Annotated in this window: 10 protein-coding genes; 2 read left to right on the plus strand and 8 right to left on the minus strand. The window is 37.8% G+C overall.

From position 1 onward, the window contains the following. Positions 1 to 28 precede the first annotated feature (28 nt). Complete coding sequence (locus AC4MRQ_RS02805; protein ID WP_491196119.1) at positions 29 to 4,051, minus strand: DUF4955 domain-containing protein; 4,023 nt, start codon at positions 4,049 to 4,051, stop codon at positions 29 to 31. Positions 4,052 to 4,432: 381 nt separating this feature from the next. On the opposite strand from AC4MRQ_RS02805, the gene AC4MRQ_RS02810 reads away from it, so the two are divergent. After that, on the plus strand, positions 4,433 to 5,200 hold the full coding sequence (locus AC4MRQ_RS02810) for a T9SS type A sorting domain-containing protein (protein ID WP_491196120.1): 768 nt from the start codon (positions 4,433 to 4,435) through the stop codon (positions 5,198 to 5,200). 305 nt (positions 5,201 to 5,505) lie between these two features. Here AC4MRQ_RS02810 and pepF read toward each other — a convergent pair whose 3' ends face one another. From pepF to AC4MRQ_RS02830, 4 genes are all read right to left on the minus strand, one after another. Further along, positions 5,506 to 7,389 carry an oligoendopeptidase F gene (gene pepF, locus AC4MRQ_RS02815; protein ID WP_491196121.1) on the minus strand — a complete coding sequence of 628 codons (1,884 nt, stop codon included), beginning with the start codon at positions 7,387 to 7,389 and terminating at the stop codon, positions 5,506 to 5,508. A gap of 54 nt (positions 7,390 to 7,443) precedes the next feature. After that, positions 7,444 to 8,550 (minus strand): C1 family peptidase, encoded by a 1,107-nt coding sequence (locus tag AC4MRQ_RS02820; RefSeq protein ID WP_491196122.1) that lies wholly within the window; start codon positions 8,548 to 8,550, stop codon positions 7,444 to 7,446. 77 nt (positions 8,551 to 8,627) lie between these two features. Further along, positions 8,628 to 10,025, minus strand: a complete 1,398-nt coding sequence (locus tag AC4MRQ_RS02825) for an aminopeptidase P family protein (protein WP_491196123.1) — start codon at positions 10,023 to 10,025, stop codon at positions 8,628 to 8,630. A gap of 675 nt (positions 10,026 to 10,700) precedes the next feature. Further along, positions 10,701 to 11,495, minus strand: coding sequence for a T9SS type A sorting domain-containing protein (locus AC4MRQ_RS02830; protein ID WP_491196124.1), 795 nt, complete (start codon positions 11,493 to 11,495; stop codon positions 10,701 to 10,703). 438 nt (positions 11,496 to 11,933) lie between these two features. Between AC4MRQ_RS02830 and hutU the strand changes: the two genes are divergently transcribed. After that, on the plus strand, positions 11,934 to 13,940 hold the full coding sequence (gene hutU, locus AC4MRQ_RS02835) for a urocanate hydratase (RefSeq protein WP_491196125.1): 2,007 nt from the start codon (positions 11,934 to 11,936) through the stop codon (positions 13,938 to 13,940). Between the two features lie 191 nt (positions 13,941 to 14,131). Here the strand turns inward: hutU and AC4MRQ_RS02840 are convergent, their stop codons facing one another. The 3 genes from AC4MRQ_RS02840 to AC4MRQ_RS02850 all read right to left on the minus strand — a co-directional run bounded on the left by AC4MRQ_RS02840 (position 14,132) and on the right by AC4MRQ_RS02850 (position 18,309). Further along, complete coding sequence (locus AC4MRQ_RS02840) at positions 14,132 to 15,706, minus strand: choice-of-anchor J domain-containing protein (RefSeq protein ID WP_491196126.1); 1,575 nt, start codon at positions 15,704 to 15,706, stop codon at positions 14,132 to 14,134. A gap of 311 nt (positions 15,707 to 16,017) precedes the next feature. Beyond that, entirely contained in the window at positions 16,018 to 17,457 is a 1,440-nt protein-coding gene (locus tag AC4MRQ_RS02845) for a hypothetical protein (RefSeq protein WP_491196127.1), read from the minus strand. Positions 17,458 to 17,544: 87 nt separating this feature from the next. After that, positions 17,545 to 18,309: a zinc ribbon domain-containing protein gene (locus AC4MRQ_RS02850; RefSeq protein ID WP_491196128.1), complete on the minus strand. Its 765-nt coding sequence runs from the start codon at positions 18,307 to 18,309 to the stop codon at positions 17,545 to 17,547. Between the last annotated feature and the right edge of the window lie 4 nt (positions 18,310 to 18,313).

Genomic DNA, 18,313 nt, shown 5'->3' on the forward strand with positions numbered 1-18,313 from the left:
TGAAGGTTATTATTGAAAGAACTTATTCTTATCGTACTACCAATTTTGTTTTTTGTCTGTTGTTATTGCCTTCTGTTACCAGGATATAAATTCCCGGGTTTAACACAGGTACATTAAGTGATATACCAGTTGATCCACTAGACAAGTCATTTACAGAATATTGTTTCATTACCTGACCATTAATGTTGTAGATGGTAATTCGTAAAACTGAACCTGCTTGTTCTTTAGGTACACTCACAGTTATCTGTTCACCTTTGTTAACCGGATTAGGATATACCATCAATTTACTCGTTGTTGGTTGTTTGATATCTGTTGATGATTCTCCCATTTTAAGAGGTGCAATAGGGGATTCGAATGAAGTTGAATCCACGTACTCAATTGTCAGATATGGGGCATCGGAACTTTCCTTTGATTGAATTGTACTCCAGATATTCATATCATTTGGATCAAACATTTTCAAACTTGCAACTTGATCTCCTCCAAATTCCTGTTTAATGTAATCTGATATATCATACTGATACCAGGTTAGATCTGTTGAATTTATTGTTGTTGTTCCTATTAGACTACCTAAAGTTGGTTGGTTATCCCAGGTAAGGGTAGTCTCCTGCCAGGTATCATCGCTTATTTCATAGCAATAATAATCTAATGCAGGATTTGATTTGGCCATAATATTTAGCACTGCACTATGGATATATGAAACATTTAACTGGCTAAGATCAAACATCATATATGATTGCCTGTCGTATTTACTATTTCCATTTAAACCTTTCACAACCAAACGGGTAGAAGTGCCATAGTTTTTCGAACTATTAGGTCCGCCTTCAACATAGGTATCCTGAGCAACCACTAAAGAACCGTTTTGTAGTGTAGGTTGAGTCCAGGAAATATTATCAATAGCTAAAGCTTCATCACCGGCAGAAGCATCTCCTCCCATATGTCTGACTTCAATAGCAACATCTCCTCCTATATTAATATCTTCAATGGTAAAATAGTATTTCTTACTACTTCCTCCTATTGGGTTACATGTACCTACAGAGGTTCCATTGACTAATACTTCCAGCTGACGGTTATCTATATTACTACCATACCAAAACCTTGTCATTTGAAGCGACAATGATCCTATTCCAATTTCTCCATCGATGCTAAACGAAGAGTTAGCTCTTAATGCTCCTGTTTCAGATTCAATTTGATAGGACGAAGTTGTTAAACGGGCATCATTATAGGTAACTGTAAGATTGTTATCTCCTACATAGTTTCCGGAGCTATAGTTGGAGCTGGTCAGGTTTGTAAACGTTTCGGTAAAAGTAGCCAATTCAAAATTAACCAGATAGGATTCTTGTGTTACTCCATCAGCCGCAGTAACAACAATGGTAGAAGTACCCGGAAGTTCTGTTGCATCATTTACCTGGTAAGATGCACCCGGATCTTCTGTATATGCTGTTATTGACGGCACAACTGAAGTCCCTTGTTTCAGTATAATAGTATATTCCTTTTGATCGGGTTGAAACCGGTTTATATAAAATTGATCTACCTGTATGGATTGCAACCTTACATCAGGGTAAGATAATGTTACCGTGTAACTTTTGGTTGAACCATCTTCTGCCGTAACCAAAACAGTAGCAGTTCCCGGATATCCTCCTTGTGGTGCAATTACCTCATATGAAGCTGAGCTGCTTTCGGGAGTTGCCTCAATTAATTCTTGCCCTTGTGGTACTTCTAAAGAGTAGCTTTCCTGGTCTCTGTTAAAACCGACAATTGAAGTTCCATTAACTTTAATATCAGATAAATGGGCATTATAATCTGCCGAATAATTGGTCCAACTTATATTATCGATAGCTAAGGCAACATGGGAAGCTGAAGCATTACGTATACCCAATGTAAAATCTCCGCTTATTTTAAGGTCCTGAACTGAGAATGTATAGATTTCTGTGCCTGTGTGAGTCATTTGTCCAACAACCTGATCATTAACTAATAATTCCAGTTTTCTTTCTACTCCGGCTCCCCACTTATCAATTACCTGTACAGAGAAATCATCGATTCCTCCTGATAATAATTCAGACGTAACTCCAGTTGTGTTTTCATAAAAATAAATGCTATTTCCACTACCTAAATACGTGGCTCTTTTAGCTCTTACATGCCAATCGATATCATTATCTCCTGTAAAGTGAATATTAAGCCAACCATCTGCTGTGTAATTGGTAAACGTTTCGGTATAAGTTCCGATGGTATCCAACTGGACGGTGTATAAGGTGGTATCTCCTGAAGTGTTAAATACTGAAATGGTTGTCTGTCCGGGTATAGTACTTGCCGGGATTACTGCTACAGTTGCACCAGGATCAGTTGTTTCTGCTGTTATTGATGGTACTGATGACGAAGCAGGCAACATCATTTTATATGAAGTTGTATACGGGTCAAAGCCACTTATCGTATTGTTCTCAACCAAAATATCACTTAAATGAGGTTCTTGTACTGCTATTCCTGCTTCAACTTTTGCTTTCACCAACCAGTCCGGTAGTTTACCAAAGCGTACTTTTAATTGCTCCTCATATAATGATTCCTCATCCACCATTTGCCCATGCGACTCATTTTCCTGCAATTGACTTTCTACAAAAGTTACCGAATTACCATGAAACCCGGATATAATTGGAGGAAGGATACGTCCGTAAACACTTGTGCTACGCCAAAATTCATAATCAGTAACCTGAGCTCCCGTATTATTAAAATTCCACATTACAAGATGTGATAAATGGTTGGGCTGATTGGCAACAGATCCTCCATAACGCCATAACATTCCTCCGTCAACACGGTCGATCAGTGTTGTAAATGGTTGGTTGGCATGACTTTCAAAACTGGTTGTTCCCGGCCAGCTCACACGCCAAAGTACATTACCTGAGCTTTTTCCTGCAATACCAATTGAATGCCATTGACCCGCAAGATCATCAGATAACCCTATAAGTATATGTGTTGAACCATTGGCTTTAATAGCTGTGTGCCCTCCGTTTCCATCGATAACATTATGAATAGCAGTTCCATTGGCTGACATGGTGAAATTCATAACCTGGCTCCAGTTAGAAAAACGGCAGCGGCGTACCCATGAGTTAACTGTTCGTGTCATTTCTATGCAGCTCCAGCCGCTATCGTCCAGCGCACTGTCGTGATGCCCAAACTCATCAACAAAATTTCCGGTAAAAGCAATATCCTCAACGCCAACATGATCAATGTACTTATGGCTCCATAATTCCCAGTTATAGTTACTGTTAATGGTTCTGTGGATAGGTTCTTTGAATGTAATGGTGTTGCCGTTAATTGATTCTACCTGGTGTATCTCTCTAACTGCAACTCCATCATTGATAATAGTTGTCCATGCAGGGTCAACTGTGTAAGGAGATAAAGCATCAGCAATTGCTTGTGTACTTGCATCCTGCATATAAAGTATTACCCATTGTCCGGGCATTACACCGGAAGCATCAGCAACCGTAACAGAAAATGTTTCGCGTGTTGCATTAGCTGTAATGTCTGTTATTTTTGCTCCGGCTGAACTTTGTTGAAATGAAAACATAAACGGACATGAGTACATTTCATTGGGGTTTGCTGGATCCATATGACGATCCATAAAAAGTTCTGTTCCACCTGAACCTGATCCGGAACCTCTTAATACAATGTTTCCTTTACTGATTACAATGGGTTGATTAATGGGATCTGTAAGTTCATTAATAAGGAATTTCCCAGGAGGGAAAAATACTACCCCGGAACCATTGGCTTCTGCAGCGGCGATGGCACTTTCAATGGCTGCTTTATCAGACAGTCCATCGTTAGGCACTGCACCATATGCAGGATCGGTTACATCAAACACCTTGTAGGTTACATCTGGTATTTCTGTTTCGCCGTGTTTGTAACCAGCATATGAAAAATCGGGCAGTATGGGCTCTGTTCCGTTTTGCCTGGCAGTTTTATAGTCATAAAATAGTGTACTGGGATTTTGTGCCTGGGATTCCCAGATCCCTGAAATCAGAATTGTTGCTAATATTAGCAAGCATGTGGATTTTTTCATAAAACTTAGATTTAAATAATTAACACTCACAAGTTAGATGGATATAATCCAATTGCTGTGCATAATTATTCAATCTACATCTAAAATTGTTCGCTTTATCACAGACAATAAGTGATTTGCATAAGGTTGGAACTTGCTTTATATATGAAAAATTCCAACAAAACAGCTTGGATTCTTAATGCATATTTAATTGCTCATTATCCAAAGACATTGTACAAATACATGCTTCATAAATATCATTTTTAACTCCAAATCTTTGCCTGACTAATCAAATAATTTAATGATGTTATCCGCATGATAAAAACATATAAATATTAATGATTGTATATTCGCATTCAAATAATATATTTATAATTTAGGCCTTAAACTTAAAAGCACACGATGAAAAACACATTAACTCTTATTGTATTAGCATTGTTTTTTTTGCACAAAAATGATGCGCAAGTGGTTTTAGAAAAAATTTATACTCCTGCTGAATCTTTTACCACAAAGGTAATTGCTTTTGAAAGTGATAAAACTAAAAAAACCATGTACGCAGAGCTCACAAAAGAAAGAATTAACATCTACGATTCGTCACATGAATTATACAAAGAAGTCATTGCTAAAAATGATAGCTATTTCAAACAAATGTTTTTACCGACTGATCATTTATTCAATGATGATGATAACATCGAACTTATTGTTTTAGAAGGTACAAATGAAAATTCATATGGACAGTTTTGCATTATTAATGAAAACGGCGAAATATTACAACGAATTGGTCCGGATCGATTCTATTCTGGAGATAAAGATGAATCAATGCCCCTCGTTGAATTAATTGAAGAATGGAATGGTGGTCGCAAAATAAAAATTAATGGCAGTCAGGAAATATACATATATGATGTGACCGGAGTTTCAACACCAAATTCAATCACTAAAGAAAAGTCATCATCTTTTTCATTTTATCCAAATCCAACCTATGAAGTTTTAACTATAGAATTTGATAAAAATATGACTGGAACTTTAAATATATATGATTTAAACGGGAAGCATGTAAAAAGTAACGATGTAGATCAACAACGTAATATTGAGGTAGAAATATCAACTTTAAGACCAGGCACTTATTTATGGCAATTAAATAACATCCAATCTAAATTTGTGAAAGAATAAATACAATTCCTTCCAATTCATCATCCGTATTTAATTATCTGAGATATTTTATACTTGAGGGCTCATTGCAAACGTTCGTATTACCAACAGGAGCGTTTTGGAATCCCCATTACCATCATTCTGGATACCATCAGTCAAACCTGTATCAACATTTGGAAATCAAGAAAGTCCTGTTAAAACAACAAAAGGTGGCCCAACGGCCACCTTTTAAATTGAATTTTATCTTAAAGAGTAAATAATTATCAGACTTTAAGCATCTGGTAAATCAATCTTATGTCTAAATTCTAATGATCTACTTTTAACAATTACTCTTCCAATTTCTCGATCTCCAAAGCTAATTGATCAACCAACTCGTCTAACTGGTTGATAACCGCCATAATGGTCTCCGGCTTGGACAAATCCACTCCGGCTTTCTTTAACTGTTCCATTGGGTGATCATTACCTCCTGATTTTAATAAGGTGATATAACGCTCCAATGCAGCTTGACGATCCTTCTTTTTGCCTTCCGTTACATCTTTATACAACTTGGCTGAAGAGGCAAAACAAGTGGCATATTGATACACATAGAAAGGAGAATTATAGAAATGGGGGATACGTGTCCACGCATAACCGGAATACATGGTTGGTTCAGACACATCACCATAATAGGTGTCTGCCAACTCTTTCCAGATATTGGTCAGGATATCGGCATTCACCGGGCGACCCTGTTCGGCCATTGTGTGTACCTGGTATTCGTAATCAGCAAACATGGTTTGTGCATAGAAAGTACCAATAATACCCTTAATGGCTTGATTTAATAAGGCAATACGCTCTTTCGGATCTTTTGTGTTGGCCATCATATGATCAAGTAACAAACGCTCGTTAAAGGTAGAGGCTACTTCGGCCACAAAGATGGTGTAACTGTGCGTTGCAAAAGGCTGTGTTTCATTAGAAAGAGTAGTATGCATTGTATGGCCCAGCTCATGAGCCAGAGTAAATACATAATCCAGCGTCTCATCGTAGTTTAACAGCATATAAGGGTGAACACCATATACGCCTGAAGAAAATGCACCAGAGCGTTTACCTGGATTCTCGTATACATCCAACCAACCACTTGAAGTAGCTGTTTTAAGTTTGGCCTGATAATCTTTACCCAATGGCAATACTGATTCAGTTACGATATCAACTGCTTCATCATATGGGTATTTCTTATTGAAATCAACCAGACTAATGGAGCCATCAAAACCATAGTACTTTTCAAGACCTAACACTTTCTTACGAAGCTTACTATATTTCTGTACCGGAGCAGTGTGCTCTTTAACGGTATTGATCAGGTTGAGGTAAACTTCCTTTGGAATATTGTTTCCTTCCAATTTGGCATCCAAACAAGTTGGATATTTTTTGGCTCTGGCATTAGCCCATCCAGATTGCACAATACCATTATAAATGGCTGCGTAGGTATTTTTATTCTTGTAATAAACATCGTAAAAGGCCTCATAAGCTTTACGTCTGTCTTCCTGGTTCTTGTTGTTAGTTACAATGTTAGAGTAACCACCCGGAGTAACTTTCACTTTTTCACCATTCGAAAGTTCTACCTCAGGAAATTCAATATCAGCTGTTGACAACGCAGTAAATACTTTTCCGGCAGTTCCTGATACCTGGGAGAAATAAGATACCAGTTCTTCCATCTTTTCGCTAAGTACATGTTTTTGCAGACGGTACATATCCATTAACTCAAACTGATAAACTTGCAAAGATTCATTATCAGCAATCCATTGTTTCATGGTTTCTTCTGGAATTTGAATCATCTCAGGCGACATCCAGGCCATTGAAACACCAAATTGAGCAAACATGATTTGTACTTTCTGAAGCTTGCCCTGGAGCTCGGTATTTCGAGTGTCAACGGTACTTTGCAAGGATACAAACTGGTAGGCTTTGTAAGCCTTTTTCATCAGGCTTTCCTGTAATTGCATCATGGCTAACAAATTGTGAGCACTTTCGCCCAGCTTACCTTTAAAGGTTAGCATTTCATCCATATCTTTTTGGATCGCAGCCAGATCAGTTTCCCAATCATCCCAGCTTTTATAAATGTCGTCGAAATTCCATTTGTACTGATCGGGAATTTCTTCGCGCGTTTTGTAGTTAACCTGCGCTACTGATGGTAATAAGCAAGCAATTGCCAAAATTAAAGTGATTAGTGTGTTTTTCATTCGGATTATTTTTACTTAGACATAGGTTTAGCAAAGGGGTGTAACGATCACCCCTTATTTAATGTTTAGTTTTTTCTTAATTGTTTTTGGTAATGCATCTTTATGCAACATGATAGCCACAGTGTGCTGACGCATATAGCTTTCTGACATATATAAGTAGCCCTCATAACCTCCGCGATCGGTTCCCCAACTGTTTTTGGTTTTGTAATAAGACGTTCCGTTCTGATCTTTTGATAAGCCAGTGATGTGCATCAGGTGGTCATCAGTTGACTGCCATGATAAGAATGCTTCCTGACGGATTTTAGGAGTAATCTCTTTTTCCTCTTGTGGAGCATAACCTTTGGAGTCATCAACAGGAATGATAGCCGCACCTTGTTTGTGAGAAAAGAACTTTTCGCTTACATCTCCATCCCAGACAAATGTATAACCACTGGCCAATGCATTATTCATTACTTCCATCAATTCATCCAATGGCAGGTTGTAATATAAGTCATCGCTCCAGTTGTCCGGTACTTCCAGGTTGAAGGCTTTGTAATAAGGGTGATGGGTATAAGAGGTTAACTCAATGTAATCATCTGCATTAATCTTCATTTCTTTGGCGAATTCCTGAGGTGTTTTGCCGTTTACCATTTCAGGAACTTCTCCAAGATAAATGTCAAGAATAGCATCTTGCACTTCGTACCAAACAGGAGAGGGAGATGCCTTACGTCCTTTAATAAAATTATCAAGCAGTACTTTTTGCGATGAAGCCAGCTCAGAATGGTTGTGCGGCTTTGTTACATCACGACGACCAGGGTAAGCTTCCTCTGTCGCAATTCCATAGTCGCGAACTACTTTCATTACATCATGTGCCTGTCCGCCTTCACTAAAATTGCCTTTGCCATGTGCCATTATATAAAGACGAGCTTTTTCAGGATATGCGTAACGTACAAAATACATTTCTGATAAATCCAGCTCAGGACCGCCTAATCGGATAATTTCCGACTCAAGAAAAGAGGTTGTACTGTAAGACCAGCAAGTTCCTGTTCTGTCCTGGCTTTTTACCGGTGTGGTTTTGATGTCGTGCACCGGCTTAAATTCAATGGTGCTTTTTTGTTCTTCCTGAGCCGACGCCCCAAAAGCAATGGCACCAGCCAGCATTAATAACTGTAGTTTCTTCATGATTTACTTTAATTACTAGTTTTTAGACAGTAGTCAGTAGAATATGGAACTACTGACCACTGACTATTATCTAATGACTATTTTTTGCCTTCTTTTACAGTTGCCTCAACGTCTTCCACATCAATTGGAATTCGCTCACCAAGAATGCGACAGCTGTCTTCGGTTACAAGGATATCATCTTCTAAACGAACACCACCAAAATCTTTATAAGATTCCACTTTATCAAAATTGATAAATTCAGCATTGGTACCATCTGCTTTCCATTGATCAATTAATGCTGGAATGAAATAGATACCTGGCTCGTTGGTGATACAGAATCCCGGTTGCAGGGTACGACCCAAGCGAAGTGCTGACAGACCAAACTGGGTGCTTCGTTCCATCTCGTCCATGTAGCCAACTAATGTATCGTTGTAATCCTCCATATCGTGAACATCCAATCCGATCATATGGCCCAGACCATGAGGCATAAACAATGCATGGGCTCCTGAAGCAACAGCAGCATCAACATCTCCTTTCATTAACCCAAGATCTTTTAATCCTGATGCTAATACGCGAGCTGCCACCAAATGAACATCTTTATAAGTGACACCAGGCTTAGTGGCTTCGCGGCTAATGTTATTGGCGTCCACAACAATTTGGTAAATCTCTTTTTGCTTTTGGGTGAACGTGCCACCTACCGGAGAGGTACGAGTATGATCGGTTGCATAGTGTAATGGTGATTCTGATCCGGCATCAACCAATAATAAGTCGCCAGTTTTAAGAATATTGCTATGATCATGGTTGTGTAAAGTCTCACCACGTTTGCTACAAATGATCGGGAAGGAAACCATTCCGCCTCCAGACATTGAAATGCCTTCCAAAGCCCCTGTAATGGCTTGCTCAGATGCGCCGTCCTGGGCCATTCGCATAGCTGTTGTATGCATTTTATAGGCTACTGCCATGTGACGCTCCATTTCTTCTATCTCACAAGCTTCTTTAATAGAGCGAATCTTGATACAAGCCTTAGTCAGTTCTAACGAAGCTTTTTCTTTTACTTCTGAATGATGGCAACCTAACAGATCGGCCAGCCACATAATATTTTCACCACGGTAAGGAGGATTAAAATGAATGGTGCGCCCAGCCTTTTTAGCTTCATCAATCATTTTGACCAAATCAGCCATTGGTCGAGTGTTTTCAACACCAACCGACGCAGCTTTTTCGACCATGGTTGGTTGTGGTCCCATCCAGATGATATGACCCAATGAAATATCGTCACCAATTAAATATTCCTTGTTGTTATCCACATCAATAATGGCAGCGTGGTCCTGCAGATCAATGCCAAAGAAATAAAGGAAAGTACTATCCTGACGGAAGTGATATACATTGTCAGCGTAATTCATTGGAACATCTTTGTTTCCCAACATCAGAATCAATCCTGATTTTACTTTTTCAGCCAATCGCTTACGCCTGTTTATATACGTCTCTTTTGTAAACATGTTAAATGATTTTTAAAAATTGGATTTCAAGATAAGGTTTTTAATAACAAAGGAAAACGACATTTATCATTCAATAAATTAACTGCTTCCTGAATAATTATGCATTTAACAGGGATTAACTATCTCTTGACAAAAACATGCTGAACTTTTGATAAAAACATCACTATGTTTTTGGAAAAAGATAACGATGTTTTTCTAAAAATATAAGCATGTTTTTTAGCCTCAATAATAATGACTGATAATAAGCAGTTTAAGGCTGATCTCTCAAAATAATTAAACTTGTATAATTATACATATTATGCTGATCACCAGTTGAAACCAAAGCAGAATTCATATGTACCAGACTTATCAGGGAATCACTTTCCAGCCTGTTTCTGCAATTCGCTTAGCACATTAAAAACACTTAGTGAGTTTCCAAAGGAACTGTAGTGCGCTGCTCTTCTTTGCAAAAGGATAATATCACGAAATAAATGGTGGTTAAAAAGGGTGTCTTTTACCTAAAGAGCAAGGCAAACAAAGCAAAGATTTCTCTATGGTAACTACAATCAGTTTGACGTTAATTAGCAGACAGAGGTTTAAATTTAACTTTACTCAATTTGCCTTTTATAATAAATATGAGTTAGCTATATAAATTATTTTTTATGCACGCCGAAGTTACAGACTTCGGCGTGTCGTCTAATTGACTACGAATTTATTTGAAATGCCATTGTATTCATAAATGTACATGCCAGGATTATAACCAGAAACATCTAACTGAATTTTGTCGAAATATTTATCAATTTTCTTTCTTTCAATTATAGCACCCTTAGAATTGAAAATAGTCATGATAGCTTGATTCTGGCTTTTTAAGTTATATGGTAGATTTACGACTGATCTACTGGGGTTGGGAAATGGATTTCTTTTTTCAGTAACGCTTAAAGCTTGGGTATTTGTTGGTACAGTGCCTCCCAGTGTATATACTTCCCATTTATTGGTGATAGAGCCGTCGGAATTTATAAGAGTTTCTCCAATATTTATTCTAAACTCATTATTGTTAATGTATACATACGGATGAATAAAAGGTTGACCTGAGTATTCTTTAATAAGTTCACCATCTTCATTTAAGAATTGTGTATGGATTGTATATTGAGGGGTTCTAAACAAAATGATAAATTCAACTTTCTCATCTGAATTAAAGGCCTTAGTTGAGGCATGGATTATATTATATATTAGATCATAGCCGGCCGGAATTTCAATTGGTACAATCTTGTGTAAGCTAAAATCTGGATTGAATATTTTTACTGAATTATCCTTGGAACTATACAGAATATACTTTACTGTATTTGGATTAGCTGGCGATTCTTGTACGTTTTTCAAAAAATACGTGAAATCCTCCGTATGTGTTACCTCGAAAGTTTGCTTCAAGGTCATTTGTGCTTTAGTTGCGATAAACATGCTAAATAGGCCTAATAAAATAATCGTTTTTTTCATTGTAATGTTGTTGATTGAATATTTGAATTTGAGTTTAATAATTCTTGTGTCTTATTGGTAGTTCAAGTTTTATGGTGTTAAAAATAATCAATGAAAATAGGCGTAAAGGTTCAAGTATAGTAAATCCATACTTTACTTCCATAAATAATTACTTTAGTTGTTGTGTGTTAATGTGTTTGAATGTCACTGTTATACATTAATGTGTATTTGGTTCAGCATGTCAAAAGTAGTAAAATATTAACATAGTAATATATTATAATTGGAGAAACAGAATGATTTCTTCTATACAGATAAACCTTAAAAGGATATTAACTTCTGACTGAGCTTTCTCTTTCTTCCACCGAAAAACCTGATTTTACTCAATTTGCCTTTTATCATGTATATGAATAAAATATGCTCGTAATTTCGCTCAAAATTGAAAACACAAACTGATTATATATGGATACAAAAGCGTTTCAGGCAGCTATTTTAGAGGGAATTCCTGAAGTGTTGCCGGCACCAAAAGCTTACGAATCGGGTATCAACCATGCTCCTAAGCGTAAGGAAATTTTAAATGAAGAAGAGAAGAAACTGGCATTGCGTAATGCTTTACGTTATTTCCCAGAAAAGGATCATGCAGAGCTGGCCCCTGAGTTTTTAGAAGAGTTAAATACTTACGGACGTGTCTATATGTATCGTTTGCGTCCTGATTATGAGATGAAGGCGCGTCATTTAGATGAGTTCCCGCATCAATCACGTCAGGCGGCAGCTATTATGCTGATGATCCAGAATAACCTGGATTATGTAGTGGCACAACATCCACATGAATTAATAACCTATGGTGGGAATGGAGCTGTTTTCCAGAACTGGGCGCAGTACCGTTTATGCATGCAGTATCTGGCTACTATGACCGATGAGCAGACCCTGGTGATGTATTCAGGACATCCTATGGGCTTGTACCCATCTCATAAAGATGCGCCTCGCGTTGTGGTAACCAATGGTATGATGATACCGAATTACTCGAAGCCGGATGATTGGGAAAAATTCAATGCATTAGGCGTGACCCAATACGGACAAATGACAGCCGGTTCATTTATGTATATCGGACCACAAGGTATTGTACATGGAACAACTATTACTGTGCTTAATGCCGGAAGAAAAATTTCAGGTGGCAAAACTGATTTGGCAGGTAAGCTGTTTATCACTGCCGGACTGGGTGGAATGTCAGGAGCACAGCCTAAAGCAGGTAATATCGCAGGATGTATCAGTATTACAGCTGAGGTTAATCCTAAAGCAACGCATACACGTCACTCGCAGGGTTGGGTGGATGAAGTAATTGCCGATTTGGATGAATTAGTAGCTCGTGTTGAAAAAGCCAAAGCAGCTAAAGAAGTTGTGTCGATTGCTTATCAGGGCAATATAGTTGATGTGTGGGAGAAATTTGCTGAGGAAGGTATTAAGGTTGATTTAGGTTCTGACCAAACATCTCTTCATAACCCATGGGCGGGAGGCTATTACCCGGTTGGGGTGTCTTTTGAGGAATCAAACAAAATGATGGCTGAAAACCCGGAATTATTCAAAGAGAAAGTTCAGGAGAGTTTACGTCGTCATGTTGCGGCAGTGAATAAATGTACCGATAATGGCATGTATTTCTTTGACTATGGAAATGCTTTCTTGTTGGAGTCGAGTAGGGCAGGTGCTGACATCATGAATGAAAAAGGTGACTTTAAATATCCGTCGTACGTTCAGGATATTATGGGGCCTATGTGTTTCGATTATGGATTTGGTCCTTTCCGTTGGGTATGTTCAAGCAATGATCCAAAGGATTTAGCCATTACTGACCAGATTGCTACGGATGTTCTGGAAGAATTAATGAAAGAATCGCCAGCTGAGATTCAACAGCAAATGGCTGATAATATTCTGTGGATTAAAGAAGCAGGAAAGAATAAGATGGTGGTTGGTTCGCAGGCACGTATTCTTTATGCTGATGCCGAAGGACGTACGCGCATTGCAGCAGCTTTTAATAAAGCCATTGCCGAAGGGCGTATTTCAGCACCAGTGGTGTTAGGTCGTGATCATCATGATGTATCAGGTACTGATAGTCCTTATCGTGAAACATCAAATATCTATGATGGCTCCCGCTTTACTGCTGATATGGCTGTTCAGAATGTGATTGGTGATTCGTTCCGTGGTGCTACCTGGGTATCGTTGCATAATGGTGGCGGTGTAGGCTGGGGTGAAGTAATGAACGGTGGTTTCGGTATGGTATTGGATGGATCAGAAGATTCACATCGCCGTTTAACCAATATGCTATTCTGGGATGTAAATAATGGTATTTCACGCCGAAGCTGGGCGCGCAATGAAGGTGCTGTTTTTGCCATCAAACGTGCCATGGAAGCTAATCCAAATTTGAAGGTGACAATACCAAATATGGCCGACGATCAATTAATAGACGGACTGTTTTAAACCAGATTTTGCTTCAATATAGTTTAGTTAGGACTTGCCTTCGGGCAGGTCCTTTTTTATACAGACAATTCCCACTTTTATCCAAGGGACAAGAAGGGATGTGTAATCCGTTTCATCTATTCTTGTTATAGAAAAAAAGCTGCCAGGCTAAGAATACCTGACAGCTTTTGAATTATTAGAGGGAAAAATTCTTATTTCTTAATCACTTTTTTGGTTGTTATACTTCCGTCAGCAAACTTAACTTGCAAAATATACATGCCTTTAGGTAAATTATGAGTAATAATTCGCTTAATGCCAGAATTATCGTTTTTAACAACCTGACCAGTAGTATTAAACATTACTATATTCTGTACATTTTTAGTTGATTCAATTCGCAATTCGTTTACAAATGGATTTGGAGTTATTGTAACGTCTGTTTTTGTCTCACTATAGAGGTTGGTTGGAGTACTGTCTACTCCTGAAATATAAATGTTTGTCAATCTCCAACGAACAGCATCTGATGTTCCACAGGCATAAACGAAGGCGATGTAAGCATTCCCTGATATGCTACTTAAAGAAACAGTTCCAGAATTAATCCATGAATCGGTTCCATCACCAAGAGTAAAACCAGACAAATCAATCCAGGTTGCACTGGAAGGATCGCCTCCTCCATCGTAATCTGTTGAATATTTAACAGACAATCCAGCGTTGTCACCAAATTTTGATGCAGAAACAAATTCTAATGTTTCATTACTGGTATTATCCATATTTATAGCAGTTGAAATTAGCCAGTCTTCATTTTCTCCAGAATCATAACCATTAATATAGGCGTGTGTTTTTCCATTATAATCATTAGATGACCATTCCTCGGAGCCACTTGCATCAACAGAAATTGCGGTCCATGGAGCTAAGTCTGAATCAAAGTCAGTCCAAAGTAGTTCAGAATCATGTCCATCAATTGAGAATGTGGCATCTGACTCGTCATTAATTGATGACTCACTTGCATCAACTACCTTAATCTTGTATCCATTCCAACTCCATGCATTTGCTGGGATTGTGAAATCATATGTATTTGCTCCATCAACAGAAGCTACATCTTCAACAATTGTTTCCCAAGTAGAATCATCATTCCAAACTTGAAAATCAACGGAACTTACATCTGTAGAATTCCATGCAAATTGCACTTGTTGCCCAGAACTATATGATTCACCACCATTTGGGGAAGTTAGCTCCAATGTTCCTGTTGGAGGAGGAGGTACATGACCAAGTTTATAAAGGTGCAAGGTGTTAGGATTAGTATATGACCTAAAATCTGTTTTGTATATTGCGATTTTGCGATTATTGCCTGCTGCATTCCTTGTGGAGAAAATAAATCCATCATCGTCGTCATAACTTGCATCAAACCCTTCTAATGCAGATGCTTCAAGGCTAAAGCCAGATGTATTATCTCCAGTTATTTCACAAAATTCATTAGTATTTTCATTGTAGAGAGTATACCCATTCGTAGCATCTCCTGCTACTTTCCAAACAATAGCGGTGGCTGGATCAACTATGGTACCACTTGCTATTGTCACAGAGACAGCCTCAAATCTTCCACTTGAAGCAAATGAGCTACCCATTGCACCATTATCATCTCCATTAATACCATGAAGAACATAATAAGTGTCGGCTTCAAAATCATCCATGGAACTAATTTTTCCGAAGCTTCCGGTACCAGTATACTGGGCATGTAAAGCAAGACTAAAAGTGAATAAAAAACTAAAAACAAAGAGTAAAGTCTTTTTCATTATTAAATGTTTTAGGTTAAAAAGTAAATTTATCGCTACTAAAATAAACAAAATTGAATCAAAAAAGCAACTGGTAAAATGCTAATTGTTAATTAGATATTAAGTTTTAACAGACCAAAAGGTCGTTTATTTGTAATTGAAAAGTGAAAAGGTAAATTGAAGCCGTTAACTGTTGATAAACAGCAGTGTCAGGATACCGTAATTATTAAGATTGTATTAAGCGGAATCAGAATCTGCCTTATAGATTGTCGATCTGTTAAAGACAAAAAACAGTTGATCTTCTTTATTCTAAATTGTTCAGAAGTGATTAACTAGTTGTTGAGAATATTATTGACTTTGTAATTGATGGTTTTTTTATAAGCCCCGGTATTTAATTTGTGAGCTTGTTCCAGGTATTGTTGGCATGAGGTTGTATCATTATAGACCTTCAGATAAATTTTAGCTGTTTCCAGAGCGGAGTAAGGTCCAATGTATCTGTCATCGTTTTGAGTTAAGGCAATTACCTGGTTGAAATTCGACATTGCGTCTTTATAATTGTGTAATTGTTGCTGTATTTTGGCTTTTCTATAAAAGATTTCTGCACGATAATATTCATTGAGGCGAGACATGTTGGTTTGATTCAAATGCAGTTGTGCATTCCCAAAATAACCTCCATCGTACAATAACCGGGCTTTTAGTAAAGAAACGGGGAGGGTGTTTAATGTTGTAATTTCGGCTTTTGCTTGTTTGTCGTTTGAGGTGGGTAGTTTGGCTTCTTGTGTGATTAACTGTTTAATGCTATCTCTTTTAGTATGCAAAGCGTTTATATGATACCACCATGCTTCGCGAAGTAATGCATCGGTCTTAAAAGAGTCTCCAGAATAAGTGCTTTTAAACTTATGGAATTGATTCAGGCATGCACTATCTAAAGAGTTCAGCAATAAACGGCCCTTCATATAATGTAGTAGTGGAAATTGGTTTAACGTGGTTTCAGATAATTCATTTATATATGCCAAGCCTTCATTTCCTAACTTATTTTTTATTGCAAGTGATGTAACAACAAATGATAAAAGGGGTGAATTCTGGGAGTTAGCAAGTTGCAATTGTTGCCTGACATTTGAGTCCTGGACTTCTCCAAATTTTAACTGGCAATAATTATAAAGAACAAGAGCTTCGATATATTCACCAGTTGTTTGTGAGCATAGTTGAATATTCTCAGCAAGCAGTTTGAATCCTATATCAATATTGCCGTTAAGTCCGATCAGGGATGTCCAGAAGCGATACTGCTCCGGTATTTGATTGAGAAATACATTGATCATCCCCTTAAGTTTATTGTATTGAATAGGATAATTTGAATCTCTTATATTAACCATCTTTCTGTGTGCTTTGTAAAATGATCGAATGCCATTGGTAAAGTCTTCATTATTCCAGTATAAGAGACTTTGCTGGATGAGTAATGTGGAATACATAACTGGAAAACGATCATCATCTGAATGCATTTTTGAGAATTGATTGATCCCGGTATGAAACGATTCAGCAAACAATTTCCTTTCTGAACTTTGATAAGCTAGAAAAAGGTCATACAATCGCAGATATTCCTCTTCAATTGATGAGTAGCAAGTATTGCTGCTAAAATATGAAGTAGTTATATCTGGAGATTGATATAGTTGCAGTAACTTTTTCTGACCATCCACAGATAGGAAGTTTCTCTTTTGTGCCCATGAAGGACAAATGCAGTAAAAAAAGAGAAAGCCGATCAGAAAATACTTCATGTTTGAGTTTTGTTATAAAAATAGCAAAAGCTATAAACAAAAACAGCCGGAACAAGTCCGGCTGCTATATATTTTTGAACAGGCTTATTAAGCTTCTTCACCTCCGATTGCACTATCAACAAGGATACGACCACAGTATTCGCATACAATAATCTTTTTACGCGAAGCAATATCCATCTGTCTCTGAGGTGGGATTTTATTAAAGCAACCACCACAAGCATCACGTTCAACGCTTACAACGGCTAAACCATTGCGGGCATTCTTACGAATACGTTTAAAAGCAACTTGCAAACGTTCAGGAATCATGTTAATGATCTCGTCTGATTTTTCAATCAATCGCTCCTCTTCAACCTGTGTTTCGCCAACAATCTCTTCCAACTCTTTTTTCTTGGCATCTAAATCAGCCTTTCTTTCTTCCAAAAGAGTCCTCGATGATTCACCCAGTTCTTTCTTATTCTTTAATTCGGCTGTGAATTCTTTGATACGTTTTTCGCAAAGCTCAATCTCCAACTTTTGAAATTCAATCTCTTTAGATAAAGAATCGAACTCGCGATTATTTCGCACGTTGCCTTGCTGTGCTTCGTATTTCTTAATTAGCAAATCAGCCTCTTTAATCTCATTTTTCTTACTCAGTATGGCGTCGTTTAAATTTTTAACCTCCCCATCAAGGTTGCCCATACGAGTATCCAGCCCTTCTATTTCATCCTCCAAATCCTGAACTTCTAAAGGAAGCTCACCACGAAGGGTACGAATCTTATCAATTGACGACTCTACGCTTTGAAGGTCGTAAAGAGCTTTCAATCTCTCCTCTACCGTCATTTCTGGTGCATTTGCTTTTGAATCTTGTGCCATGCTG

It is taken from the genome of Carboxylicivirga sp., assembly GCF_982718395.1.